Below are 24391 nucleotides of genomic sequence, written 5' to 3'. Positions count from 1 at the left end.
GAGGTCAACCGCTGCCAGCGCGTTTTTGGTGGAGGATATATGCGCCGATCAGGCGAGTTCGAACATCGCTGCGATACGATCCGGCGCGATCGGTTCGAACCGCGACCATCCGTCGGGGCCCAGCTTTTCGAGCGGGCGGAAACGCGCCTTGTAGGCCATGCGCGTCGATCCCTCGATCCAGTAGCCGAGATAGACATAGGGCAGTCCAGCCTTTGCCGCACGCTGCAGGTGATCGAGAATGACGTAGGTGCCCAGCCCTTCGCGTAGCGGATGCTGCGCATCGAAGAAGCTGTAGATCATCGAAAGCCCGTCGCCTTGCCGGTCGGTCAGGCAGCAACCGACGAGCCGTCCGGGGCGGCCGTCGGCCGTCGGCTCGCGATATTCGATCATATGGCTTTCGACGGGGGTTTGCTCGACCATGTCGGCGAAATCCTGCTCATCCATGTCGGCCATGCCGCCGTCGGGGTGGCGCGACAGGAGGTAGGAGCGCAAAAGTTGATACTGCTCGTCGGTCGCCCAGGGCTTGCACGCCGTCGCGACGAGGTCGCGGTTGCGGCGGATATTGCGCTTCTGCGACTGGCTCGGCGAAAATTCGCCCGCACATACCCGCACCGAGACGCAGGCCGAACACTCCGCGCAGCTCGGGCGATAGGCAACCGACTGGCTGCGGCGGAATCCGATCCGCCCCAGCGCGTCGTTGAGTTCGTTCGCGTTCGGGCCGCTGAGTTCGGTAAAGACCTTTCGCTCGGTCTTGCCCGCCAGATAGGGGCACGGAGCGGGGCTGGTCACGAAGAAGCGCGGAAAACGGAACGGGGCGGACACGCGAGCTGGACCTCCGGGTTTGCAAAAGAGCGCCCTCCCACGCGGGCGCCGACGCTTCCTATGCAGCGACTATGCCGCGCAGCGTCAATGGTGCAAAGTCCATTTACCATTTTTGCGCGTCCCGAACTGAATCAGCTCGAAAATTTTCTGAATCGGCTGGTAACTTTTGTCCCGGATTGAATCGATCCGCGCCGGCGGGGACAGGCCGGATCAGCTATATCCCTTCAACTCGTCGCCGGTCAGCGTCGCAACGTGAAGGACGTTGGTCGACCCCGGCGTGCCAAAGGGCACCCCGGCCATCATCACCAGCTTGGCACCCGCATTGCCGATGCCGTGGCGCATCGCCATGCGTTTGCCCTTCGCGATCATCTCTTCGAAGCTGCCGATGTCCTTGGTCGGCACCGCATGCGCGCCCCAGAGCAAACCCATGCGACGCGCGGCATCGCGCTTCGGCGTCAGCACGAGCAACGGCGCGCCCGGCCGCTCGCGCGCGACGCGGCGCGCGGTCGATCCCGACGCGGTGAAACAGATGATCGCATCGGCTCCGATCGTGCCGATGATGCCGCCGGCCGCCTCGGCGAGCGCGTCGGCGGTGGTCGGATCGGGGAAGGTTTCGGTAAAGTGGAGCCGGCGATAATAATCGGGATCGCCTTCGACCGAGCGGGCGATCGAATCCATCATCGTGACCGCCTCGACCGGCCACGATCCGGCAGCGGTCTCGGCCGACAGCATGATCGCATCGGCACCGTCGTAGATCGCGGTTGCGACGTCCGAAACCTCGGCCCGGGTCGGCGTCGGCGACACGATCATCGATTCGAGCATCTGCGTCGCCACGACGACGGGCTTGCCCATGCGCCGCGCCGTGGCGACGATCCGCTTTTGCAGCGGCGGGACGGCTTCGGGGGGCAGTTCGACGCCCAGGTCGCCGCGTGCGACCATCGCGGCGTCGGCGATTTCCAGTATCTCTTCCATCCGCGCGACGCCGGCAGGCTTTTCGAATTTCACGAGCAGCGCCGCCTTGCCGCCGATCAGGCGCCGCGCCTCGGCGACATCCTCGGGCCGCTGGACGAAGGACAGCGCGATCCAGTCGACATGCTGCTCAAGCGCAAAGGACAGGTCCTTGCGGTCCTTTTCGGTCAGCGCCGCGAGCGGTACGACCACGTCGGGGACATTGACGCCCTTGCGGTCCGAAATCCTGCCGCCGACCTCGACCAGCGTTTCGATGCGACCGGGCTCCACGGTTTTCACGCGCAGGACGAGCTTCCCGTCGTCAACCAGCAGCCGGGTGTCGGGTTCGAGCGCCGCGAACAATTCGGGATGCGGCAGGTGGACGCGGGTCGCGTCGCCCGGCGCGGTGTCGGCGTCGAGGACGAATTTCGCGCCAGCCTCCAGCTCTGCGGGGCCGTCCCGGAACGTCCCGACGCGCAGCTTCGGCCCCTGCAGGTCGACCAGGATCGTCGTCGGGCGGCCCGTTTCCTTTTCAAGTGCGCGGATCGCCGCGATGACCTTTGCATGACCGGCATGGTCGCCGTGGCTCATGTTGACCCGGAACGCGTCGGCGCCGGCGCGATGCAGCGCCGCGATCATGTCGGGATTGGCGCTTGCAGGGCCAAGCGTCGCCAAAATGCGCACCTTGCGCTGGCGGGGGGAAAAACTGTGAACCACGATTGCTCCGCTTGCCTGTTTGCCGTTACGGTGAGCTGAGGAATGGCGCGTCGCGCGCGCCAAGGCAACCACCGTATAGCTATTCATCATATAAAGGAGCCCGGCATGTCGTGCAGCGAAGATCGAACCGAGGCGTCCGATGCGCTCGATGATCTGGACGATGCCGTCGCCGCCACCGCCTTTCGCCGGCTCGTTCGCTTGCTCCGGCATCGCCACGACGCCGCGAATATCGACCTGATGGGGCTCGCCGGCTTTTGCCGCAACTGCCTGGGCGACTGGGTCGCCGAAGCCGGCGGCATGGACAAGGAGGCCGGGCGGACGATCGTGCACGGCATGCCGACCGCCGAATGGAAAGCGCGCTATCACGTTGCGGCGAGCGACGAACAGCTCAAACGGATGGAAGAAAGCATGGCCAAGAATCCTCGATCCCGCTAATCGGACGCCGGGGCGATTCTCGCCAGACCATCATCCAATCCAGCGGAGCATAAAATGAGCGAAGCCACGACTGCCGACGAACAACTGCGCCTTTTCATCGAGCGCATCGAGCGGCTGGAAGAAGAGAAAAAGGGCATCGCCGACGACATTCGCGACGTCTACAACGAATCGAAGTCGCAGGGTTACGATCCAAAGATCATGCGCCAGATCGTGCGCCTCAGGAAAATGCCGATCCACGATCGCAAGGAAATGGAAGCGATCCTGGACGTTTACAAATCGGCGCTCGGCATCGACTGAGCCCACGCCCGCAACAGGAGACGGAACGATGTTCAGCACCACCACCAATAATGTCGACGGCCGACCGGTCCGCGAATATCTGGGGATCGTCACCGGCGAGGTGATCGTGGGGGCGAATATCTTCCGCGACCTGTTCGCGAGCATCACCGACATCGTCGGCGGCCGCTCGGGCAAATATGAGGACGTCCTTGCGCGTGCGCGCAAGCAAGCCCTCGGGGAAATGGAGTCCGAGGCGGCCAAGATGGGCGGCAACGCCGTGATCGGCGTCGATATCGACTATGAAGTGCTCGGCCAGAACGGGTCGATGCTGATGGTTTCGGCGAGCGGCACGGCGGTCGTCCTCTGAAGCGCAGTTGTTTCGGGCCGCCGGGCGCGCTAGGGGCAGCGCTCGATTTCCCGCATGCGATGGAGGTAGGCCGTGGCCGGCCATAGTAAATTCAAGAACATCATGCACCGCAAGGGCGCGCAGGACAAAAAGCGCAGCGCCCTGTTTTCCAAACTCAGCCGCGAAATCACCGTCGCGGCGAAGATGGGCCTGCCCGACCCCGATGCCAACGCTCGCCTGCGCGCCGCGGTCAACGCCGCCAAGGCGCAGTCGATGCCCAAGGACAATATCCAGCGCGCGATCGACAAGGCATCGGGCGGCGACGGCGACAATTACGAAGAAATCCGCTACGAAGGCTATGGCCCCGGCGGCGTTTCGCTGATCGTCGAGGCGCTGACCGACAATCGCAATCGCACCGCAACCAATGTTCGCACGGCATTCAGCAAGAATGGCGGCAACCTCGGCACGTCGGGCAGCGTCAGCCACGGCTTCGACCGGCTCGGGCTGATCAGCTACCCCGCCGACGCGGGCGACAACGACACGGTTTTCGAAGCGGCGCTCGATGCCGGCGCCGACGATGTCGAATCGTCGGAAGACGGGCATGACATCTGGACGAGCGTCGACAGCCTGCACGAAGTCGCCAAGGCGATCGAGGCCAAGCTGGGCGAAGCCGACGGAGTGAAACTCGCCTGGCGCCCGACGCTGAAGAGCGAAGTCGCGGACGAAGGCACCGCGCAAACGCTGTTCAGGCTGATCGACACGCTGGACGACGACGACGACGTCCAGACCGTCTGGGGCAATTACGACATCCCCGATGCCGTGATGGACAAGCTGGGCTGATGACGATCCTCCCTGTCACGAAGCGATGGGGAAGACAGCCTTGAGAAAGACAGCTTGGCGAAGGGCCGATGCGTCCTTTGCCGGGCGGGCCGTACAGGAGGGATAGACGCCATGATCATCCTCGGCCTCGACCCCTCGCTCAGTTGCACCGGCTGGGGTGTGGTCCGCGCCGAAGGCAGCCGGATCAGCCACGTCGCCAACGGCCAGGTCAAGACCGACACCAAGGCGCCCCTGCCCGACCGGCTCGCGCATCTCGACATGGTGCTCGCCGCGGTCATCGCCGATCATGGGGCGACCCACGCCGCGGTCGAGGAAATCTTCGTCAACGACAATCCGCAATCGACGCTGAAGCTCGCCCATGCACGCGGAGTCGTGCTGCTCGCCTGCGCCCGCGCCGGCCTTCCCGTCGCCGAATATGCACCGCGCCTCGTCAAGAAAGCGATCGTCGGCACGGGCGGAGCGGCGAAGGAACAGGTACAGGCCATGCTGCGCATCCTGCTGCCCGGCGCAAAGGTCGCGGGCGCCGATGCGGCCGACGCACTTGCCGTCGCGATAGCCCACGCCCACCACCGCGGCCGCTGAGCGTCCGCCGCAATGTCGGCAGCCGGCGAGCGCGGCCGGCCGGCAGGACCTCCACCTCCTCCGGCGATCCGGCCGCGAACGCCGCGCTCAACTCGCCAGTTGCACCGCGCGCGCTATTTGAAAATGTGAAGGCGGGACACCCAAGCAGCGCTTGAACATGGTCGCAAAGGCGCTCGGGTTGCTGTACCCGGTCTCCAGAGCGACGCTGGTGATGGAGGCGCCGACTTTCAACCGGCAGACCGCCGCGTTCAACCGTGCCCGTGAACGCCATGTATTGAAGCTGATTCCCACTTCTCTTTTGAAGGCCCTCGTAAAGGTCCGGCGGCCCATACCCGCCACCTCGGCGGCATCGTCGATCGTCCATCCCCGGTCGAGTTCGCGCAGCATCTCGCGGCAAAGGCGTACGAGCCGCGGATTGGTCGGCACGGGCGTTTGCAGGGTCAAAGTGTCGGGTTGGGCCGTCAACCACGCCACCTCCTCGGCAATCAGGTCCATGATACGTTCCTCGCGGCCGCCGCGATCATAGGCGACCGGCAAATCGACCGCGGCATGCATCAATTCGCGCAGCAGGTTGGACACCAGGACGTTTCCGCACGCCAATCCCGGCTTGTCGCGGGGCACCGCAAGATAGGTGGTCAGCAAATGCGCGTCGCTGAGCATGCGGACCTCGTGCACCGTGTCCGGCGCGATCAGAATGGCGCACTGCGACGGGACGATGAACATGGCGCCGTCGATGGTGACGCACACGGTTCCCGAGCGGACATAGACGAGCTCTGCCCGGTGATGCGAATGCGGCGGATAGGTGAGTAGCGACGGGCAATCCGCAACGCGGATCATGACGGGGCGCGGGGCGCCATCGCAATCGAACGGAGTCGCGACCTGCTCCATGCGTCGAATGTATCAATAGCTAAGCATTCGCACCAGAGTTTCTCGCAGGTGCAGCATTTTTGGCCCGATCGAACGATTCGCCCGGAGGGGGATTTCTCGCTGGGTCATATAGCAACAACTCTATGTTATAAAAATTCTCTGCGCGCGGCCTGCTTGTACGACAGCGCCTTCCCTGGCGGGCAACGACCGCTGAATCTTGCCAGGTCGCAATGATAATGTCCCGTTCGCAAACGTCTATGTCCCGATCGCAAGAGCGCCCCTCGCAGATGTTTTTCATCATATTGTCATGGTTGCGAATGGCGCCCGAGGGCCGGTGCCGATCCGCAGCAATGACAAACGACAGGGATCGATAAACCCAATTTCAGGAGAGTCATCGCGTGTCCGACAGGGCACCGATGTTCGATGCACGAAGGCGCATGTCCAGAATGCCGATCGGCAGTTCGCCGATCGCCGAACGGGGGTAAATACTTTGATCAACAGACTCTATGGCGCCGTAGGCCTTACGGCGCTGATGTGGGGAACGAACGCCTGCGCCCAACAGGTCGAACCGGGCCCGGGAGCCGCATCCGACCAGGACGAGATCGTCATCACCGGGTCGCGCGTGGCCCGCACCGGGTTCGATAATCCGACACCGACGACCGTCATCGGGCAGGAGCAGATCGAACGCACCGGGCTCAACGACATCGGCGACATCCTGCTCCAAAGCCCCCAGATCAGCGTCGGGCTCGGCGCGAGCAACGATACGTTTCAGCGCGACATCGGTGCGACCTTCATCAACCTCCGTGGCCTGGGCACCAACCGGACGCTGGTCCTGGTCGATGGTCGGCGCCGCGTTTCGGGTTCGCGCGAAGGGTCGCAGGTCGACGTATCGGCGATCCCCGCCGCGATGATCAAACGCGTCGAAATCATCACCGGCGGCGCGTCGGCCGTCTATGGCGCCGATGCGGTGTCGGGCGTTGTGAACATCATCCTGAAGGATGATTATCAGGGCTTCAACGTATCGGGCCGCGTCGGCATCGCGGATCGCGGCGATGCGGCAACCTATATGCTTTCAGCCAACGGCGGCGGCGAGTTCGCCGACGGCAAGGGCTCCGCAAGCATCGGGATGACCTACCAGAAAAGCGATATCCTGCGCTACGTCGACCGCAGCTATACATCGGGCAAGGGCGCCCTGACCTGGGCGACAAATCCCGACAATACGGGTCCCGACGACGGCATTCCCGACCGGATCATCATCAACGACCCGCACACGGTCGGCAACGCCTATGTCCCCACCTTCGTGGTCGGCGGACAGCGCTATTTCTATGATGGCGGCGTCGTGCCGCAGCCGCAGACCGACTGCTATGGATCGGTGTGCAGCGGCGGCCCCTATGGCTACAACAGCCGCGAACGCAATCTGCGCAACCCGCGCGAAGCCTTTTCGGCGATCGCGCATGTCGATTACGAACTGGCCCCGTCGGTCACCGCGTTCCTCGACCTGGAATTCGCTTTTTCCGATACCGATACGAACGGCCAGAGCTTCTTCGATTCCAGCCTGACGCTCAGCCGCGAGAACCCGACGCTACCCGCGGGCATCACGGCGTTGATGGACACGAACGGTTTGAGTTCGCTGACGATCGGTTACGAGGGCGAAGATATCTACGGCAACAAGCGCTACACCAATTCGCGCTATACCTACACGGCAGCCGGCGGCCTGAAAGGCCGGCTTTTCGACCGCTTCGATTGGCAGGCCTTTTACCAATATGGCCGCCGCGACCAGGATTATAAGATCGGCAACACGCGTATCGAAAGCCGCTTTCTCGAAGCGGTCGATGCGATCAGCGATCCCGACACGGGCGAAACCGTTTGCCGCAGTGCTTCGGCACGCGCCGCGGGCTGTACCCCGATCAACCTGTTCAACGGCATGCTGTCCGATGCCGACAAAAGCTATTTCGAATATACGTTCCAGCGCGACGTAACCAACGAACAGACCCTGGCCGGCATCCAGCTGACCGGTTCGCTGATCGACCTTCCGGCCGGCCCGCTCGGGATCGCGGTCGGCGCCGAGTATCGCCAGGACAAGCTGCATACGCTCGACGACGGGCTCGGCGCCCGCGGCCTGCTCTACCGTACCGACAACGGCGGCGGCTCGGTCGATGCGAGCACCAAGGTCGGCGAGGCGTTCGCCGAAGTCGTCGTGCCGGTGCTCAAGGATTTCGTCCTCGCCGACTCGCTCGAAATCGAAGGCGCGGTTCGCTATTCGCACTATGACACGATCGGGAGCACGACGGCGTGGAAGCTCGGCGTCGAGTGGGCGCCGATCGACGCGGTCCGGCTGCGCTTCACGCGGTCGCGCAGCGTCCGCGCCCCCAATATCGTCGAACTCTTCAGCCCCGACACGCTCGGCACACTGAACATCACCGCCGATCCGTGCGACGCGGCCGAGATCAACCTTGCGCCCAATCGCGAAGCGAACTGCCGCGCGCTCGGCATTCCGGTCGGCTGGCGCGATCCGGCGTCGGCGCTGGCGCTCAGCACGGCGCTCGGCGGCAATCCCGACCTGTCGGAGGAAACCTCGAACTCGTGGACCGGCGGCGTCGTCGTCAGTCCGCTGCCCGGGCTGCGGCTTTCGGTCGATTACTGGTCGATCAAGATCGACGACGCGATCCAGACGCTCGACGGCAACACGATCGTCGAAAAATGCGTCGATTCGCCCAGCCTCGACAACGCCTTCTGCCCGCTGGTCACCCGCGGCAATTTCGTGGGACTCGACGATCCCTATGCGATCTCCAAGATCGACCTGCGACAGGTGAACATCGGCAAGCTGACCGCGCGCGGAGTCGATGCCGCGGCCAGCTATGCGACCAGTCTCGACCGCATCGGCTGGGATGGACGCCTCAGCGTGTCGGCTAGCGTCACCTATCTCGACAAGCTCGAGGAACTGGTCGATGCCGACGATCCAAGCAGCCTGTTGATCGAGGACGGCGAATTCGACGATCCGACCTGGCGCGGAACGCTCAACGTCAGCTACTCGCTCGACGGGCTGAGCCTCAGCTGGAACCTTCGCTATATCGGCTCGTCGAAGATCGACGTGCAGCAGACCGACGAATATTACGGCGGCGTAGAGGTCGACGAGCGTTTCTACAGCGACGTCTTCGCCAGCTACCGGTTCAAGGACGACCTGACCTTGCAACTCGGGGTGAACAACCTCTTCGACGAGCATCCGCCGCGCACGCCTTCGACCTATACGGGCGCGTTCGACGGGTCGCTTTACGATAATATCGGCCGGTTCTTCTACGTGGGCTTCTCCAAGAATTTCTGACGCCCGCAGCGCGGCGGGTGGCGCCATCTCGCCGTCCGCCGCGTGCTCCCTATCCTTCGCCGCCGACAATCGGCGGTCGCCATTCGAGGACATCCGATGAGCAGATTTTCCCGCATCGCGCTTTCCACCGTTGCCGCCGCAGCGATCATGCTTCCGATGACCGCGCTTGCACAGGACGGCTATCGCACCCCGCCCAAGGAGGTTGTCGACATCCTCGACATTCCACCTCCGCCGGCCGCCAGCGTCAGCCCCGACGGCGACTGGATGGTCCTGACGTCGCTGAAGGGGATGCCGACCATCGAAGATCGCGCCGCCCCGATGCAGCGACTGGGCGGCGTTCGCGTGAACACCGCCACCAACGGTCCCTATGATATGGACGCGTACGACACGCATTCCTCCTATACCGGACAGGGCACCGGCTACCGTCTGCTCAACCTTCAAACGCAGGAAGCGCGCGATCTGAAGGTGCCGACCGCAAAGCTCGGGCCGCCGATCTGGTCGCCGGACAGCAGCCGTTTCGCCTTTCTGCGAACCACCGCCAAGGGCATCGAGCTGTGGATTGCCGACGCTGCAAGCGGCGAAGCCCATGCGCTCTCCGGCCCGTCCATCAACGCCGCGCGCAGCATCGATTATCTGTCCGACGCCCCATGTCACTGGCTCGACGACAACAGCCGTCTGCTCTGCCATTTCGTTCCGGAGGGTCGCGGGCCGGCGCCGCAGTTGGGCGTGCCGACCGGCCCGGCTATCCAGCAGACGGACGGCAAGAAGGCTCCGGTCTGGACCTTCACCAACCTGCTGACCAGCAAGTTCGACGAAAAGCTGTACGACTATTACATGACGTCGCAGCCGATGATCGTCGACGTCGCCAGCGGCGCAGCGACGCCCTTTGGCGCGGCGGGCATTTACCAGGAACTGACCCCTTCGCCGGGCGGGGAGTATTTCCTGTCGGTGCGGATCACCCCACCCTATTCCTATCTTGTGCCCGCCAGCCGCTTTCCCAAGTCGGTCGACATTCTGTCCGCCGAAGGGACCCCGGTTCACCACATCGCCAGCGTTCCCACGAACAACGCCGGTCCGGAGAGCCTGGGATGGGCGGCGCCGGGACCGCGCGGCTTCGCGTGGCGCCCCTCCGCATCGCCGGCCCTCGTCTATGTCGAGCCGCTCGACGGCGGAAATCCAAAGCAAGAGGCCGAGTATCGCGATCGCGCCATGCTGCTGAAGGCGCCCTTCGACGGCAAGCCGACAGAGCTGCTGCGCACGACCAACCGCATTGTCCCGAGCGCCAGCGGTTATCAGTCGCACGACCTGTTCGCCTTTACCGAAGATGCGAACCAGGCCCTGGTCAAGCAGTTCACTTGGGGAACGCGCGAGACGAAGATGTGGCTGGTCGATACGACGGGAACCGGGGCCAGGTCGAAGCTGATGTGGTCCCACAATGACGATGACTGGTACGGCGAACCCGGGGCGCCGGTCACCAAGATGTCGAACGTCGGAACCGTGCTCCGGCAGGATGGGCCGTGGATCTATCTCGCCGGCGAAGGCGGATCGCCCGACGGCGACCACCCGTTCCTGTCGCGCTACAATCTGGACAGCGGCAAGACCGAGCGCCTCTTTTCGACCAAGGGGGAGAATTACGAGGAAGTCGTCGAAGTCCTCGACGACGAAGCCGACCGGATCGTCACGCGCTATGAAACGAGCCTGACGCCCGCCAACTATTATCTCCACCAGTTGCCGGGCAACGCCAAACGAGCCCTGACCGACATTTCCCGGCCCAATAACGCCCTCGCCTATTCCAGCAAGGAACTGGTCAACTACACGCGCGCCGACGGGGTCCCGCTCAGCGGTACGCTGTACCTGCCGCCGAACTATAAGAAGGGTCAGCGGCTGCCGACGATCGTCTGGGCCTATCCGCGCGAATTCGCCGATGTGAAGGGGGCCGGCCAGGTTCGCGGCACCTCCTATGGCTATTCGGGCGTCTCGCCGCGCACCCCCACCGACTATATGCTGTTCCTCACGCAGGGCTATGCGGTTCTCGCCGACGCGTCGATGCCGATCGTCGGCGGGCTGGAAGCAAACGATACCTATGTCGAGCAGCTGGTCGCCAACGCGCAGGCGGCTGTCGACATGCTGGTGGCAAAGGGCGTGTCCGACCCCAAGAGGATCGGCGTCGCCGGCCTGTCCTATGGCGCGTTCATGACGGCGAACCTCCTGACGCACAGCGACCTGTTCGCGGCGGGCTATGCCATGAACGGCGCCTATAACCGGACGCTGACGCCGTTCGGCTTCCAGCGCGAACGCCGGACCTATTGGGAGGCGCCGGAGGTTTATCTCGCCATGTCGCCCTTCATGCACGCGCCCGACATCAACGAGCCGTTCCTGATCTTCCACGGCGAGATCGACAGCAACACGGGCACCTATCCGATCCAGTCGCAGCGCCTCTACCATGCGCTTAAGGGGCTGGGCGGCACCGCAAAGCTGGAGATGCTACCGTTCGAGGATCATATCTATGCCGCGCGCGAAACCCGCCTGCACGTTCTCGCGGAGGCCTTTGACTGGTTCGACAAATATGTGAAGCAGGGGAAGGAAGAGAAATAGGCGGTCACCGCTGCCACGCACGGTCCGGATCGACGCGGAGATGGGCCGCGCGATCCGGACCCATCGGGCCTTGCCGCTCGCCGGTGTCCGGGCCCTGCCCGAACCGGCTGCGGACCGGCTCGCGCCACAGGATCGATCAGGAGACGTATGTATGAAGGTTTGCGGCTATTTCTTCGCCGCGGCGCTCGTCCTCACGCCGGCCGCCGCCGCCGCACAGGAGGCCGAGGCGCCGAACCCGGCGATCACGTCGCCCCAAGACTTCTTCGAGCAGCCGGTCGGCAGCGACTATTATCTCGCCAACTACACCGCCTACGAAGCCTATCTGAAGCGGCTCGCGAGCGAATCCGACCGGATCAAGCTGGTCGACATCGGCAAGACCGCCGAAGGCCGCACCCAATGGATGGCGATCGTTTCCTCGCCGGCCAATCTGGCTCGCCTCGACGAATATCGCGCCACCGCGGAAAAGCTGGCCCGCGGCCGTGTCAGCGAAGAGGACGCGCGCAAGCTGGCGCACGACGGCAAGGCGATCGTGTGGATCGACGCGGGTCTGCACGCAACCGAAACGGTGACGTCCCAAGGACAGATTCAGGTCATTCACCGGATGCTCAGCCAGTCCGATCCCGAAACCCTGCGCATGCTGGACGATTGCATCATCCTGTTCGGACACGACAATCCCGACGGCATGGAGCTTGTCAGCAACTGGTACATGCGGCACGCCGATCCGAAAAAGCGCGAGTTCGAAACCCTGCCGCGGCTCTACCAGAAATATGTCGGCCACGATAATAATCGCGACAGCTTCATGGCGCAGATGCCAGAGACGGAGAACGTCAACCGGGTATTGTTCCGCCAATGGTATCCGCAGATCGTCTATAACCAGCACCAGACGGGGCCCGAGGGCATGGTCGTCTTCGTTCCGCCGTTCCGCGACCCGTTCAATTTCAATTACGACCCGATCGTGATGTCCCAGCTCAGCGAAGTGGGCTTCGCCATGCACTCGCGGCTGATCGCCGAGGGCAAGGGCGGATCGGGGATGCGCAGCGCGGCCCGCTATTCGACGTGGCATAATGGCATGGAACGTTCGGTTGCCTATTTCCACAACAGCATCGGCCTCTTGACCGAAATCATCGGCGGCCCGACGCCGGCCAGGATCCCGCTGGTGCCTTCGACCCAATTGCCGCGCGGCGACGAGATGCTGCCGATCGCACCGCGCGAATGGCACCTGCAGGACACGCTCGATTATCAGTGGAGCCTCAATCGCGCGGTCATCGACTATGCCTCGCGCAATCGCGAACGCTTGATGTTCAACATCTGGCGGATGGCCGCGAACAGCATCGCACGCGGCAGCCGCGACAACTGGACGATCACCCCGCCGATGGTCGAAGCGCTGGAGAATGCCGCGCCGCTCAAGGAAGATGAAACCAGGCCGGGCTATCGTGCCGGGCCCAAGAAGGTCGATCCCGCGCTCTACGACACGGTCATGCACGCACCCGCCCTGCGCGACGCCCGCGCCTATGTGATCCCGCCCGACCAGCACGATCTGCCGACTGCCATCACCTTCCTGAATGCGCTCATCAAGAACGGCGTCGAGGTCGAGCGCGCCGACGCGTCCTTCGTTGCCGGGGGCAAATCCTATCCGGCCGGATCCTATGTCGTACGGACCGCACAGGCCTATCGCCCGCACATCCTCGACATGTTCGAACCCCAGCATCATCCCCATGACACCGAATATCCGGGGGGCCCTCCCAAGGCGCCGTATGACATCACGGGCTATACGCTTGCCTATCAGATGGGGGTCGGGTTCGACCGCATTCTCGACGGGTTCGAGGCCCCGCTTTCCCCCGTCCACGACCTGATGGCTCCACCGCCCGGCCGCGTCGTCGGGACGGGAGACGCCGGCTGGCTGATCGGGCACGAAACCAACAACAGCTTCATCCTGACCAACCGGCTGCTGAAGGCGGGCGTACCGGTGCGCTGGCTTTCGCAAGGCATCGCCGTCGACGGCGACACCCTGCAACCCGGCGCGATCTGGGTTCCCGCATCGCCCCAGGCCCGGGCGATCGTTGCGCAATCGGTACCCGGGCTTGGCATCGTCGCGCACGCCGTCGCAACCCCGCCAGCCAGCCCCGGCCTGGCACTCAAGCCGGTGCGGATCGGCCTTGTCGACCGCTGGGGCGGCCAGATACCGGCGGGATGGACGCGCTGGCTGCTCGAACAGTTTGAATTCCCCTTTGAACAACTGTTTCCCAAGCGGCTCAACGCCGGAAATTTGCAGCGCGACTATGACGTGCTTCTGTTCGCCGACGACGCGATGCCGCCCAAGGGCGCGTGGGGCACCGACCGGCCCGCCCACCAACCCGAAGAACAGGACACGCCCGCCGCAATGCGTCCGATGCTCGGGACGGCAACCGATGAAAAGACGGCGCCCAAGGTCGCGCAGTTCGTCAACGACGGCGGCGCGGTGGTCGCGATCGGCAGTTCGGGCCGCCTCGCCGAATTGCTCGGCGCGCCTCTCGACGCAGCGCTCGTCCGCACGGTTGACGGCAAGCCCAAGCCGCTCGACCATCAAACCTTCTACATCCCGGGTTCGATCTTGCGGGCAAGGGTCGATAACCGGCAACCGCTTGGTTACGGACTTCCCGACGAGCTCGATATCTTCTTCAACTCGTCGCAATCCTTCGTGCCTGCCGCCGGGCACGGCACCGCGAAAACCGTGGCGTGGTTCCAGGGCCGCGACCTGTTGCGGAGCGGCTGGGCGATCGGCGAAGAGCGGCTTGCCGGAACGATAGCGGTCGCCGACGTCGACATCGGCAAGGGCAAGCTGTTCCTGATGGGGCCAGAGGTCGCACAGCGGGCGCAATCCTATGGCACGTTCAAATTCCTCTTCAACGCGCTCCTTTACGGGACCGCAGACCGCAGCCCGTAACCGGACAGGCAAGTATCGACCGGACCGAAAAGGGTCACCGGCATAAAGTCGTGATGAAGGGGATCGCGTAAATGTCGCATTCCAGATTCGATGCCGGGAAAATCCGGCTGCCGCAGACGGCCGGTTGCTGGACCATATTCAAGCCCGGCCGTCGGTTTTGGCATAGACCGGGAAATGATCTGCCTCGCCATAGCCTGCGATCGGATCGATCGTTGCAAGAGCTGCCATGTCAGCATCGCTGATAGCGAAATCGACGTCGGCGTTGCTTCGCATGTGCGCCGGGGTGGCCGTCTTGGGAAGCGGGAGCAATCCAAGTTGCAGCAGATAGCGGACGGCCAGCTGCGGTACGCCGACGCCATAGCGCGCGGCGATTTCGGCGACCTTCGGGTTCTGCAAAATCTCGCCGTGGCCGAAGGGTGAATAGGCCTCGACGAGAATATCCTTGCTCTTGCAATATTCGATGAGGTCGAACGGCGTGTTGCTGATGTGTGCGAGGATCTGGTTCACCGCTGGCGGAACGCTCGCATTGTCCAGAATATTGTCGAGATCGACTTCCTCGAAGTTGGACACGCCGATCCCGCGCAGTTTGCCGGCTGCAAGCGCCTCCTCGAGCGCGCGCCAGGCTTCGAGATTGCCTTCGAAGAAATGGCCGCCCGCACGAAATTCAGCCCAGGGCTGGGGGCTGTGAATGATCATCATGTCGATCGTATCGAGGCCAAGTGCTTTCAGCGATCCGTCGATCGCGTCGCGCGCTTCGTCCAGCGACTTGATCTCGGCAGCGAGCTTGGTTGTGACGAAAATCTCGTCGCGGGCAATGCCGCTCAAGCGCACACCTTCGCCGACGCCGCGCTCATTGGCATAGGCCTGCGCGGTGTCGATATGGCGATAGCCAGCCGCCAGCGCCTCGCGCACGGCTTCAGCCGCGTTGCCATCCTCGATCATCCAGGTGCCGAAGCCGATCCTGGGAATTTCGATGCCGTTGTTGAGCGTATAGGTTTCTTGCAGGATCATGGGAGCTGTCCTTTGAATATTGGGTGGTTTGAATTTGGACTGTTCGCGGCTCAGGCGCCGGGGCCGTAGCCGGGCTTCTTGGTCAGCATGTCCCATCGCCCGGCAATTTCGGGGGCATAGACTTTCGCCAACCAGTCGGCGGGAGAAATCTCGGCAATCGCCACCGACACCGATTCCTCGCCGTAGTCGAGAATCTCGGTGACGCTATCGACGATCGCCTGGCTCAGACGCTCTTTCTGCGCGGAGGATTTGCCCGGCCACAAGCTGACGGTGACATGCGGCACAGGATCAATCCTTGCCCGATCCGGCGAGATAGTCTTCGTCCGTGACCTTTTCCATCCAGGTAACATTCTTGCCGTCGAGCGCTTCCTGAAGGGCGATGTGGGTCATCCCCTCATGCGGGGTCGCGCCGTGCCAATGCTTCTTGTCGGCGGGGCACCAGAGGATGTCGCCGGCGTGGAATTCGAGCTTCTCGCCGCCTTCGGCCTGCGTCCAGCCAATGCCTTCGGTCACGATCAGCGTCTGGCCGAGCGGGTGCGAGTGCCACGCGGTGCGCGCGCCCGGTTCGAAATGGACGATCGCACCGGTCAGGCGCGAGGGCTGCTCGCGCTGGAACATCCCGGTGATCGTCGCCTTCCCCGTGAAATATTCCTCCGGACCTTCGACGGTCTGCATTTCCTCCTTGCGGGCGATATCCATGGTTTCGGCTCCTTGCTGGGCGGGAGCATCGCCAATCGATAGCATTGCCGCGCCGGCAATTACTGCGGGGGTCAATGCGTTCGTCATCGTGGCGGCTCCTGCGGATTTCGGGGCGAGTCCATCTCGTCCTTGCCCAAGCAAGATAATCTCGCGGTGCTGCAACCATAAGATCGCTCCCAGGCAATGAGATGGTGAATAGCGCTCAACAATGGGTTAGATTGGACATCATGCAGATAAGCCGAAGCGACCTTGCCGATTTTGCCTATTTCATGGCGATTGCCCGCCATCGCAGCTTTCGAAAAGCCGCTACCGAACTGGGGGTGACGCCCTCCGCGCTCAGTCACGCGATGACCGCCTTGGAGGAACGACGCGGAGTTCGATTGTTGAACAGGACCACGCGTAGCGTCACCTTGACGGCTGCCGGCGAAGACCTGTTCACGATGGTGGGCGATCCGCTCGAGAAGATCGCCGAGGCCTCGGAAAGCCTCAACCGCTTCCGTGACCAGCCGGCTGGCCGCGTGCGCATCAACATACTCGAAGATGCTGCGACGCTTTTGCTGGGCCCGGTCATGCCCGTCTTTGTCGATCGCTATCCCGACGTGCAGATCGACGTCAGTGTCACAAACCGGTTGGTCGATGTCATCGCGGAGGGCTTCGATGCGGGCATACGTTATGGCGGCACGGTTCCCGAAGACATGGTCGCGCAGCGCCTGTCGCCGGAGATCGAGTGGATCGCAGCGGCGTCGCCGGCCTATCTCGATCGCTATGGCGAGCCTTCGCATCCGAACGATCTTGAGCAACATCGCTGCATCGGGATCCGGCTTGGGAACGACCAGATGTATCGCTGGGAGTTCGAACGGGGCGACGAAGAGATTAGTATTGCGACGCCCGGACCGGTCACGCTCGATGAGAGCCACGCCACGGTCCAGTTCGCACTGGCAGGGGTCGGCATCCTGTACGGCGCCGAGCCCGTCCTTCGCCCCTATCTCGGCGATGGCAGGCTACGCTTGATTTTGAAGGAGTGGGCCTCTCCGGGCGAGGGGTTCCATGTCTATTATACCAGCAGGCGCCAGGTACCGACCGCGCTCCGCCTGTTGATCGACCTGATCCGTGAAATGCGCCCGCTTGGCTTGTGACCGCAATGTCTTGTTCGAAACGCCCCGGATCGCCCGCTGCCCTATCGGCTCATTATCGAACAGCAGCTAAGGTCGGCCCCGTTACCCACGTGCCGCCGGACCCCAACGGCCCTTTTTGCTATCCCCGCGGACACTTCGGACTTGAATCCGTTCTGCTGGGATTAGTTGCAGCGGCGGGAGCAATGCGAGAACGAAGCGCCTTGTCGGAATTTGGGTCAGCTTCCGCGGAATGCAGCAAAGGCCAATGGTGCCGGGGGCGGGATATCATTGAGGCACAAGATTCTGAAAAACAAATTGATCTTTTCGATTGCAATTTTTTACCGCCGATCTGTGCGATTTCGGGGCTTCGATGCCATAATTCGCTGGTACATGCTCCCCTTGCGATGAATGAATTACGGCTGGCGTCTGCAAACCTCTCTTGCCATTATATGTAGGCACCTACATAATAATGATATGTCGATACCTCGCCCCGAGCGCCACTAACCCCTTCCCGGCGACTGAGCCGCAGATCGTTCATCGGCGGTGTTTCCGCAGCGGGCCTTATGCTTCCGGAGCGCGCGAGCGCGCGCACAATGAATTTCGCATGGCTTGATCGCTTTATAGAAGAGCAGATACGAGCCGCTGCCATCCCGGGCCTTGCCGTCGGCTTGGCACGGAACGGGCACGTCTGTTTAGCAAGAGGCTATGGACTGGCCGACGTAGCCCGGCGGACGCGCGTCACCATCGATTCGATATTTCATCTCGCGTCGGTGACCAAGACCGTGACCGCGACGGGCATCATGATGCTGGTCGAGGACGGCCGCCTCGCGCTCGACGAGCCGGTGAACCGCTATCTCGACTTTGCGGTGGCGAACCCCTTCGCGCCCGATGTGCCGATCACCGTGCGGCAGCTGTTGATGCATATCTCGAGCATCTCCGATGCCACCTATTATGAGGTCGATTTTCGGACGCCGGGACGCGACTCGCCACTTGCGCTTGGGGATTTTCTGCGGGACTATCTCGTTCCGGGCGGGGCGCACTATGGCGCGGAGGGCAGTTTTTCAGCTCACGTTCCCGGGAGCAGCTATGACTATTCCAACGTCGGCTATGCGCTGCTCGGCTATCTCGGCGGCCGTGCGGCCGGCACGGATTTCCGCGTATATTTGCAGGAGCGGCTCTTCGAGCGACTACGGATGACGGGGCTGGCGTGGCGCCTCGGCGACGTGCCCCTCGCACGCCGGGTCATCCCCTATGAGCCGGGCGATGGCGGAGCCCGGCCGACGGCACCGATGGGCTTCCCCGACTGGCCGGCGGGGATGCTCCGTGGATCGATCGCCGGATTCATGCCATTCGTCGCCGCCACCGCCAATGGCGGTGCCGTGGGACCCGCGAGGATGCTGGACGCGAGTTCCATGGCCGAGATGCTCGCGATGCAGACGCCGCCGGGGCTTCCCGCCTGGCTCTCGGGACAAGGCCTTGGCTGGATGGCATCCGCCGAGGGTGGAGCACGGCGCATCAACCATTGGGGCGGCGATCCGGGCGTGTTCACGGCCGCCTATCTCGACCCGGCTTCGAAAACCGGGGTCGCCATTTTCACCAATAGCTCGGCCACCGCGGCCAGCAAGGGCGCGATCAAGGCAATCGCTCGCCGGCTCCTCGACCGGGACGCCTCGCCGGGATGACGGCGCGCCCCGACTTCAGCCGTCTTGCCGGCGCCGCCGCACTCGGCGCGCGCTTGCGCCGCCTGTCCGAACGCCTCGATCGCGACAGCGCCCGCGTCTACGCGGTCTGCGGCGTCAAATTCGAACAGCGTTGGTTGGGCATCTTGAACCAGATCGCGCTGAACGGCCCCATGACGGTCGGCGAGATCGCAGCGACGCTCCGGGTGACGCACGTGTCGGTCAGTCAGGCGCGCCGCTCGCTCGAAGCCGAAGCTCTGGTGGAGAGTCTCAGCGATGCACAGGATGCGCGGCGGCGTCCGATCGCACTCACCTCGCGCGGCCGAAGCCTGGTCGCGAAGCTAGCGCCGGTGTGGCAAGCGCTGGATGAATGCGCGCGGGCGTTGAATGCCGAGGCGGGAAACCTTGTCCCGCTGCTCGACCGGCTCGACGACGCGCTCGAGGCGCGCTCGCTTTTCGATCGAACCCAGGATCGTCTCGCGGCCCTACCCAATTCCTCCGACCGAACTGAGCAATCAAAGATCGGATAGCAATGCACAAGGCAGCTCGGCTCCAATGCCAGCGGGAGTGGTACCGAGGATTATGTCACGATTCCGCCGACCAAAATTCGCGGCACTGGCATCCTGGGCCAAACCGAAACCCGCATTGACGCTACATGATATGCTGGGCGATCACGCGGTTGCGCAGAACACCGACGCCTTCCACTTCCAACTCGATCACGTCGCCCGAGGCAAGAACCTGGCCGGTTTCGAAGGCGCACCCGCCGCCCACGGTCCCAGACCCGATAATCTTGCCCGGGTAGAGCGTCCCGGCGCGCGACGGCGACGCGATCTGGTCCTCGGTCAGCCCGGTATGCGCGTCCGCCGGCATGGCCTCCATTTGCCTATTCGGTGTCCGGCAATCCGGCGCAGTCGGAAAGCCATGTCATGGCCCCCGCCCGTTCATTGCGAGGGACGGCAAAGGCGAACGGCCCGAGTGGCCAGCCGGTCGATGTAAACAGCGCTGCGTGCGGGACGTCCCGCCAATCGTATCGCACGCAGCGAGGCTTGAGCCCATGCGGAATCGCCAAGTCTATCCTATTCGGCGCGCCGATCGTGGCAGGGACCGAGACGCAGACCTCGCCGCAAAGTTCGAACCCGCGGACCATGCCGCGCCCGCGCGACGTCAGCGCCGTGCCGAAGGCATAGGTGATCGAAAGTGTCGGGCCCGATCGGCTGACTAGAGGACGCAGGCGTCCGGCATCCGGATATTTTGCCAGCCCTGCAACCGCCATCGCGGTCCGAGCCGCCCGCTCGGCAATCACGGCCTTTTCGGGCGGATGAAGTTCGTCGGCGACGCCCTGATCGCTTTGCACAACGAGCCCAGATCCGCGATCGCCTGCGACGAAGCGCCGCTGCTCTTCACGCACTCGGACCCAATTGCCGGCCGGATCGGCGGGCGTGGGATCGAAAGCGGGAAGCTGGATCACTACGAACGGCAACGGCTGCGAAAAGGCTTTCCGCCAACTGGCCGCGAGCGCTCGAAGCTTTTCGCCATATTGGGCAGGACGGTGGGTATCGCTCTCGCCTTGATACCAGAGCACCCCGCGCAGCGCGAACGGCGCGATCGGGGCGATCATCGCATTGAAGACACGGCCCGGGTTCTGGCGCGAAGCGGGATCGGCTTCGGGGTTCGCAAGATGATGGTCGGCATAGTTTGCGCATCGACGAAAGCCGAAATGCGCGTGCCGCCCCACGCCGCCGCGACCAGTCCGACAGGCACGCCGAGCCTTGCCCGCAAGCTTTCGCCGAAATGGTGGCAAACCGCGGAAAAGTTCGCCGCTGACTGCGACGAAGAGCGTTTCCAGCCGCCGAGCGTCACGAGATGCGGCGAGGGCGTCACATCCTGCCGCCGCGCCACGTCGAGCATGCGCAGCCCCGGATCGGGCGCGAAGCCGCCCGCAAGGTCGATCGCCTTCGATCGGCGGAACTCCATGTTCGACTGCCCGGCACATAGCCAGACGTCGCCGACCATCACGTCGGCATAGCGATCCCGGAACGATGCCGCCGATGCCGTCAGCGCATAGGGACCGCCCGCGGGCTGCGCAGCGAGCGTCGCGCGCCATCGGCCACTCTTATTGGCGACGACTGTCACGTTCGACCGGCGGAGCGAAACCGTCACCCGCTCCCCCGGCTTTGCGCGACCCCAGAGGCGTATCGGGCGATCACGTTGCAGCACCATGCCCGATCCGAAAAGCGAGTCGAGGCCAAGGCTCTCGTCGGCGGGCGGCGGGCCGGCATCGCGCGTTTGCGCGGCGGCCGGAAGAGCCGAGCACGGCAGCATTGCCACCATCAGGCAGAATTTGTTGCGCTTTCGCGGCATCGTCGCTCTCCGATCCTTTCCCGCATCATGCATATTGTGAAGCCCTAGCCGATCTTGCGGTTGACTTATATCTAAAATAGCAACATTAGATGCACCAGATCGAGCTGGCCATGGGAAGCGGTCAGCCGAGGGGATGGAGGATATCGTGAAGGGAATCGCCAAAATATCGCGGATCGCGCTGGTCGCAGCCACGCTGGCAGCGGCGCCGAACTGTTTCGCTCAGGAGAACGAAACACCGCCATCGAGCCAGGAACAGGCCGACAAGGGTCCGAATACCGCGATCATCGTCACCGGTATCCGTGCTGCCGAAGCCGAGTCGATCGACATCAAGCGCAATTCGACCCAGATCGTCGATTCGATCGTCGCCGAAGATATCGGCAAGCTGCCCGACCAAAATGTCGCCGAATCGCTCGAGCGTGTCGCCGGGGTGCAAGTTCGCCGCGAAATCGACGAGGCCGCCGACATCGCGATTCGCGGTCTCAGCCAGAACCGCCTCGAGTTCAACGGCCATACGCTGATCAGCCCCTATGGCCGCGGCGCCGATGGCCCCGACGACGGCGCCTATAATGTGCTGACGCTGATCCCTTCGGAACTCGTCGCGCGGCTCGACGTCACCAAATTGCCCTCGCCCTCGATGATCGAAGGCTCGCTGGGCGGCACCGTCAACATCCTGACCCGCCGTGCGGCCGCCAACCGCAAATTCTTCGTCGGCGGCTCGGCGCAGGTCGTCGACAAGCAAAAGGCGGACGATCCGTCCTATCGCCTCACAGGGCTCGTCGCGGCATCGATGCTCGACGGCAAGCTCGGCATCGCGATCGGCGCCAACTACCAGCGACTGAACATCGGGCAGGATTCGTTCGACAGCTATTCGTCGTGGCGCGAGGAGCCCGACAATTTCGACAGCGATCCGGCGGTGGTCGATCCGAATGGCGACGGGAACAACATCTATTATTTCAACGATATCCGCTACCAGCGCCTGCAGGAAAAGCGGACCAAATTGGGCGTCACCGCGAACATCTACTATGAGCCGACCGATACGCTCGAATTCACCGCCGACTTCCTCTACGCGCATGCCAATACCGACCGGAAACGCAACTGGGTCTCGATCCCGCTGAGCCGCAAGTCATCGGACTATGACGACCTCGTCGTATCGGACAAAGAGAATATCGTCGCCGGCACCGTCGACGCGGTAATCCAGGGCAACAGCGAGCGGCTGACCCTGCCGACCGACATCTTCAGCGGCCAGTTCGGGACGAGCTGGCAGGCGAGCGACCGCCTCAAGCTCGGCGCGGACGTCTCGTTCACGCGCGCGACGCAGGATTATGGCCAGACTTATCTGCGCGCCGACACCATCGCCAAGCAGGCGGTGTCGTTCGACTTTCGAGACACCGACGTGCCCGCCGTTGGCCTGCCCGCCGACGTCGATATCACCGACCCCGATCTTTACATTTATAGGACCAGTTTCGATAACGAATATGTCTATGAGGCGGAGGAGATAACGGGCCGGCTCGACGCGACCTATGAAATCGACGGCCCTTTCCTCACCTCGCTGGCGGTCGGTTATCGTTTCGCGCAGATCGATCTCAACCGCGAGACCTATCGCAACCAGACGGTGTATCCGACATCGGCCACCTCACGCATCCCGGTGACCGATTTTCCGGACAATTTCGAGATCGTCGAGTTCGACGATTTCCTGACCGGCGCGAACGGCGACTTTCCGACGTCCTACCTCGTCCCAATCACCGACAAGCAGGGCAATGAAGGCATCTGCCAGGTCTTTTCGCCGACCTGCACCCCCAATCTCTATGATCCGACGTCGAGCTTTCGCCTGAGCGAGCCGGTGCATTCGGCCTATGTGCAAGCCGATTTCGATACCTCGCTCTTCGGCCTGCCCGTCACCGGCAATTTCGGCGTCCGCTACGTCAATACCCGCCTGATCGCTGACGGATCCTACGGCATTCGCGGCAGCACCGAAGACGGTGCGTTCGAACCGGTCCACCAGGTCGTCAAATATGACGACTGGCTGCCGAGCCTCGCGACGCGCTTCGAACTCAGCGAAAACCTCTTGCTGCGGCTCGGCGCGGCGCGCGTGATGGCCCGCCCCGACACGCGCGACCTGTCGCCCTCCTTCTCGATTACCTCGGCGGGTACCGGCGCGGGCGGCAATCCTGCGCTCCAACCGTTCCGGGTCAACCAGGTCGACGCGTCGCTCGAATGGTATCCGCAGCGCGGATCGCTGATCTCGCTCGCGCTCTTCTACAAGGACGTCGAAAGCTTCATCTATTCGCAAACGGTCGAAGAAGTGATACCGGGCCTCGACGCCGATCCCGACGACGACAATCCCGAAACCCCCTATCGCATCGGCCGCACCTTCAACGGCGAAGGCGCAACGATCAAGGGGTTCGAAGTCCAGCTTCGCCAGAATCTCGACTTCCTGCCCGGGCCGCTGTCGCATCTCGGGGTCAAGGGCACCTACACCTATATCAAGAGCAACTCCGGCATCATCGACGGCCGCACCCAGAATGAGCTGCCGCTCCAGTCGCTGTCGAAGCACAGCGGCACCGCGCTGCTCTTTTACGAAGACGGGCCGCTCGGCCTGCGCGTCGGCTATTCCTATCGCAGCGGCTATCTCAACCGCATCGGACTCGAGGGCAACGGGATCTATTATCGCGCCGCGGGCTATCTGTCGGCCGGGATCAGCTACGACATCACCAAACAAGTCAAGCTGAGCATTTCGGGGTCGAACCTGACCAACACGCCGACGCGCAAATATGCCAATTACCCCGAAGCGATCGCGAGCTATCTCGAAAACGGCCGCAATCTGACGGCAACGCTCAACTTCCGCTTCTGACG

The 24391-nt window shown here is 63.4% G+C and carries 21 protein-coding genes; 12 read left to right on the top strand and 9 right to left on the bottom strand.

The window, feature by feature from the left end; genetic code table 11:
* Positions 1-48: 48 nt before the first annotated feature.
* Positions 49-822 carry an arginyltransferase gene (locus tag AC58D2_RS09875; protein ID WP_497389787.1) on the bottom strand — a complete coding sequence of 258 codons (774 nt, stop codon included), beginning with the start codon at positions 820-822 and terminating at the stop codon, positions 49-51.
* Between the two features lie 210 nt (positions 823-1032).
* On the bottom strand, positions 1033-2487 hold the full coding sequence (pyk, locus tag AC58D2_RS09870; protein ID WP_497389963.1) for a pyruvate kinase: 1455 nt from the start codon (positions 2485-2487) through the stop codon (positions 1033-1035).
* A gap of 105 nt (positions 2488-2592) precedes the next feature.
* Between pyk and AC58D2_RS09865 the strand changes: the two genes are divergently transcribed.
* From AC58D2_RS09865 to ruvC, 5 genes are all read left to right on the top strand, one after another.
* The gene (locus AC58D2_RS09865; RefSeq protein WP_497389785.1) at positions 2593-2922 is read left to right on the top strand and encodes a DUF1244 domain-containing protein; all 330 of its coding nucleotides are present in this window, start codon (positions 2593-2595) and stop codon (positions 2920-2922) included.
* A 54-nt stretch (positions 2923-2976) separates the two neighbouring features.
* Positions 2977-3219, top strand: coding sequence for a DUF2312 domain-containing protein (locus tag AC58D2_RS09860; RefSeq protein ID WP_448691282.1), 243 nt, complete (start codon positions 2977-2979; stop codon positions 3217-3219).
* A 28-nt stretch (positions 3220-3247) separates the two neighbouring features.
* Positions 3248-3565, top strand: a complete 318-nt coding sequence (locus AC58D2_RS09855) for a YbjQ family protein (RefSeq protein WP_497389783.1) — start codon at positions 3248-3250, stop codon at positions 3563-3565.
* Between the two features lie 72 nt (positions 3566-3637).
* Positions 3638-4384, top strand: a complete 747-nt coding sequence (locus tag AC58D2_RS09850; protein ID WP_497389781.1) for a YebC/PmpR family DNA-binding transcriptional regulator — start codon at positions 3638-3640, stop codon at positions 4382-4384.
* Between the two features lie 111 nt (positions 4385-4495).
* On the top strand, positions 4496-4966 hold the full coding sequence (ruvC, locus tag AC58D2_RS09845) for a crossover junction endodeoxyribonuclease RuvC (RefSeq protein ID WP_497389779.1): 471 nt from the start codon (positions 4496-4498) through the stop codon (positions 4964-4966).
* An 87-nt stretch (positions 4967-5053) separates the two neighbouring features.
* Here ruvC and AC58D2_RS09840 read toward each other — a convergent pair whose 3' ends face one another.
* Positions 5054-5854, bottom strand: coding sequence for a helix-turn-helix transcriptional regulator (locus tag AC58D2_RS09840; protein ID WP_497389777.1), 801 nt, complete (start codon positions 5852-5854; stop codon positions 5054-5056).
* 469 nt (positions 5855-6323) lie between these two features.
* On the opposite strand from AC58D2_RS09840, the gene AC58D2_RS09835 reads away from it, so the two are divergent.
* From AC58D2_RS09835 to AC58D2_RS09825, 3 genes are all read left to right on the top strand, one after another.
* Entirely contained in the window at positions 6324-9155 is a 2832-nt protein-coding gene (locus AC58D2_RS09835; RefSeq protein ID WP_497389775.1) for a TonB-dependent receptor, read from the top strand.
* A 96-nt stretch (positions 9156-9251) separates the two neighbouring features.
* Entirely contained in the window at positions 9252-11750 is a 2499-nt protein-coding gene (locus AC58D2_RS09830) for a S9 family peptidase (protein ID WP_497389773.1), read from the top strand.
* Between the two features lie 151 nt (positions 11751-11901).
* Positions 11902-14673 carry a M14 family metallopeptidase gene (locus AC58D2_RS09825; RefSeq protein WP_497389771.1) on the top strand — a complete coding sequence of 924 codons (2772 nt, stop codon included), beginning with the start codon at positions 11902-11904 and terminating at the stop codon, positions 14671-14673.
* Between the two features lie 138 nt (positions 14674-14811).
* On the opposite strand, the gene AC58D2_RS09820 is transcribed toward AC58D2_RS09825, so the two are convergent.
* Genes AC58D2_RS09820 through AC58D2_RS09810 form a run of 3 tightly spaced genes read right to left on the bottom strand, consistent with a single transcriptional unit; the run spans position 14812 to position 16383 of the window.
* Positions 14812-15684 (bottom strand): aldo/keto reductase, encoded by an 873-nt coding sequence (locus tag AC58D2_RS09820; RefSeq protein ID WP_497389769.1) that lies wholly within the window; start codon positions 15682-15684, stop codon positions 14812-14814.
* Positions 15685-15734: 50 nt separating this feature from the next.
* Positions 15735-15968: a tautomerase family protein gene (locus AC58D2_RS09815; RefSeq protein WP_497389767.1), complete on the bottom strand. Its 234-nt coding sequence runs from the start codon at positions 15966-15968 to the stop codon at positions 15735-15737.
* 4 nt (positions 15969-15972) lie between these two features.
* The gene (locus AC58D2_RS09810; RefSeq protein ID WP_497389765.1) at positions 15973-16383 is read right to left on the bottom strand and encodes a (R)-mandelonitrile lyase; all 411 of its coding nucleotides are present in this window, start codon (positions 16381-16383) and stop codon (positions 15973-15975) included.
* A gap of 227 nt (positions 16384-16610) precedes the next feature.
* Between AC58D2_RS09810 and AC58D2_RS09805 the strand changes: the two genes are divergently transcribed.
* From AC58D2_RS09805 to AC58D2_RS09795, 3 genes are all read left to right on the top strand, one after another.
* Entirely contained in the window at positions 16611-17519 is a 909-nt protein-coding gene (locus tag AC58D2_RS09805) for a LysR family transcriptional regulator (protein ID WP_497389763.1), read from the top strand.
* 542 nt (positions 17520-18061) lie between these two features.
* Positions 18062-19180: a serine hydrolase domain-containing protein gene (locus AC58D2_RS09800; RefSeq protein WP_497389761.1), complete on the top strand. Its 1119-nt coding sequence runs from the start codon at positions 18062-18064 to the stop codon at positions 19178-19180.
* A 53-nt stretch (positions 19181-19233) separates the two neighbouring features.
* On the top strand, positions 19234-19707 hold the full coding sequence (locus tag AC58D2_RS09795; RefSeq protein WP_497389759.1) for a MarR family winged helix-turn-helix transcriptional regulator: 474 nt from the start codon (positions 19234-19236) through the stop codon (positions 19705-19707).
* 121 nt (positions 19708-19828) lie between these two features.
* Here the strand turns inward: AC58D2_RS09795 and AC58D2_RS09790 are convergent, their stop codons facing one another.
* From AC58D2_RS09790 to AC58D2_RS09780, 3 genes are read right to left on the bottom strand one after another with little or no spacing between them, the layout of a single operon-like run.
* Entirely contained in the window at positions 19829-20056 is a 228-nt protein-coding gene (locus tag AC58D2_RS09790) for a fumarylacetoacetate hydrolase family protein (RefSeq protein WP_497389757.1), read from the bottom strand.
* Between the two features lie 4 nt (positions 20057-20060).
* The gene (locus tag AC58D2_RS09785) at positions 20061-20795 is read right to left on the bottom strand and encodes a sialate O-acetylesterase (protein ID WP_497389755.1); all 735 of its coding nucleotides are present in this window, start codon (positions 20793-20795) and stop codon (positions 20061-20063) included.
* Entirely contained in the window at positions 20792-21538 is a 747-nt protein-coding gene (locus tag AC58D2_RS09780) for a sialate O-acetylesterase family protein (RefSeq protein WP_497389753.1), read from the bottom strand. The genes AC58D2_RS09785 and AC58D2_RS09780 overlap by 4 nt, the downstream gene beginning before the upstream one ends.
* A 145-nt stretch (positions 21539-21683) precedes the next feature.
* On the opposite strand from AC58D2_RS09780, the gene AC58D2_RS09775 reads away from it, so the two are divergent.
* On the top strand, positions 21684-24389 hold the full coding sequence (locus AC58D2_RS09775) for a TonB-dependent receptor (protein WP_497389751.1): 2706 nt from the start codon (positions 21684-21686) through the stop codon (positions 24387-24389).
* The last annotated feature ends 2 nt before the right edge of the window (positions 24390-24391 follow it).

Source organism: Sphingopyxis sp. CR5 (assembly GCF_059693785.1).
This window is presented reverse-complemented; position numbering and strand designations above follow the sequence as displayed.

Excerpts from the sequence above, each read along its gene's own strand:
- AC58D2_RS09865 (WP_497389785.1), top strand. The coding sequence starts at position 2,593 with ATGTCGTGCAGCGAAGATCGAACCGAGGCGTCCGATGCGCTCGATGAT.
- AC58D2_RS09860 (WP_448691282.1), top strand. The coding sequence starts at position 2,977 with ATGAGCGAAGCCACGACTGCCGACGAACAACTGCGCCTTTTCATCGAG.
- AC58D2_RS09855 (WP_497389783.1), top strand. The coding sequence starts at position 3,248 with ATGTTCAGCACCACCACCAATAATGTCGACGGCCGACCGGTCCGCGAA.
- ruvC (WP_497389779.1), top strand. The coding sequence starts at position 4,496 with ATGATCATCCTCGGCCTCGACCCCTCGCTCAGTTGCACCGGCTGGGGT.
- AC58D2_RS09840 (WP_497389777.1), bottom strand. The coding sequence starts at position 5,854 with ATGGAGCAGGTCGCGACTCCGTTCGATTGCGATGGCGCCCCGCGCCCC.
- AC58D2_RS09830 (WP_497389773.1), top strand. The coding sequence starts at position 9,252 with ATGAGCAGATTTTCCCGCATCGCGCTTTCCACCGTTGCCGCCGCAGCG.
- AC58D2_RS09825 (WP_497389771.1), top strand. The coding sequence starts at position 11,902 with ATGAAGGTTTGCGGCTATTTCTTCGCCGCGGCGCTCGTCCTCACGCCG.
- AC58D2_RS09820 (WP_497389769.1), bottom strand. The coding sequence starts at position 15,684 with ATGATCCTGCAAGAAACCTATACGCTCAACAACGGCATCGAAATTCCC.
- AC58D2_RS09810 (WP_497389765.1), bottom strand. The coding sequence starts at position 16,383 with ATGGATATCGCCCGCAAGGAGGAAATGCAGACCGTCGAAGGTCCGGAG.
- AC58D2_RS09805 (WP_497389763.1), top strand. The coding sequence starts at position 16,611 with ATGCAGATAAGCCGAAGCGACCTTGCCGATTTTGCCTATTTCATGGCG.
- AC58D2_RS09800 (WP_497389761.1), top strand. The coding sequence starts at position 18,062 with ATGCTTCCGGAGCGCGCGAGCGCGCGCACAATGAATTTCGCATGGCTT.
- AC58D2_RS09790 (WP_497389757.1), bottom strand. The coding sequence starts at position 20,056 with ATGGAGGCCATGCCGGCGGACGCGCATACCGGGCTGACCGAGGACCAG.
- AC58D2_RS09785 (WP_497389755.1), bottom strand. The coding sequence starts at position 20,795 with ATGATCGCCCCGATCGCGCCGTTCGCGCTGCGCGGGGTGCTCTGGTAT.
- AC58D2_RS09780 (WP_497389753.1), bottom strand. The coding sequence starts at position 21,538 with ATGCCGCGAAAGCGCAACAAATTCTGCCTGATGGTGGCAATGCTGCCG.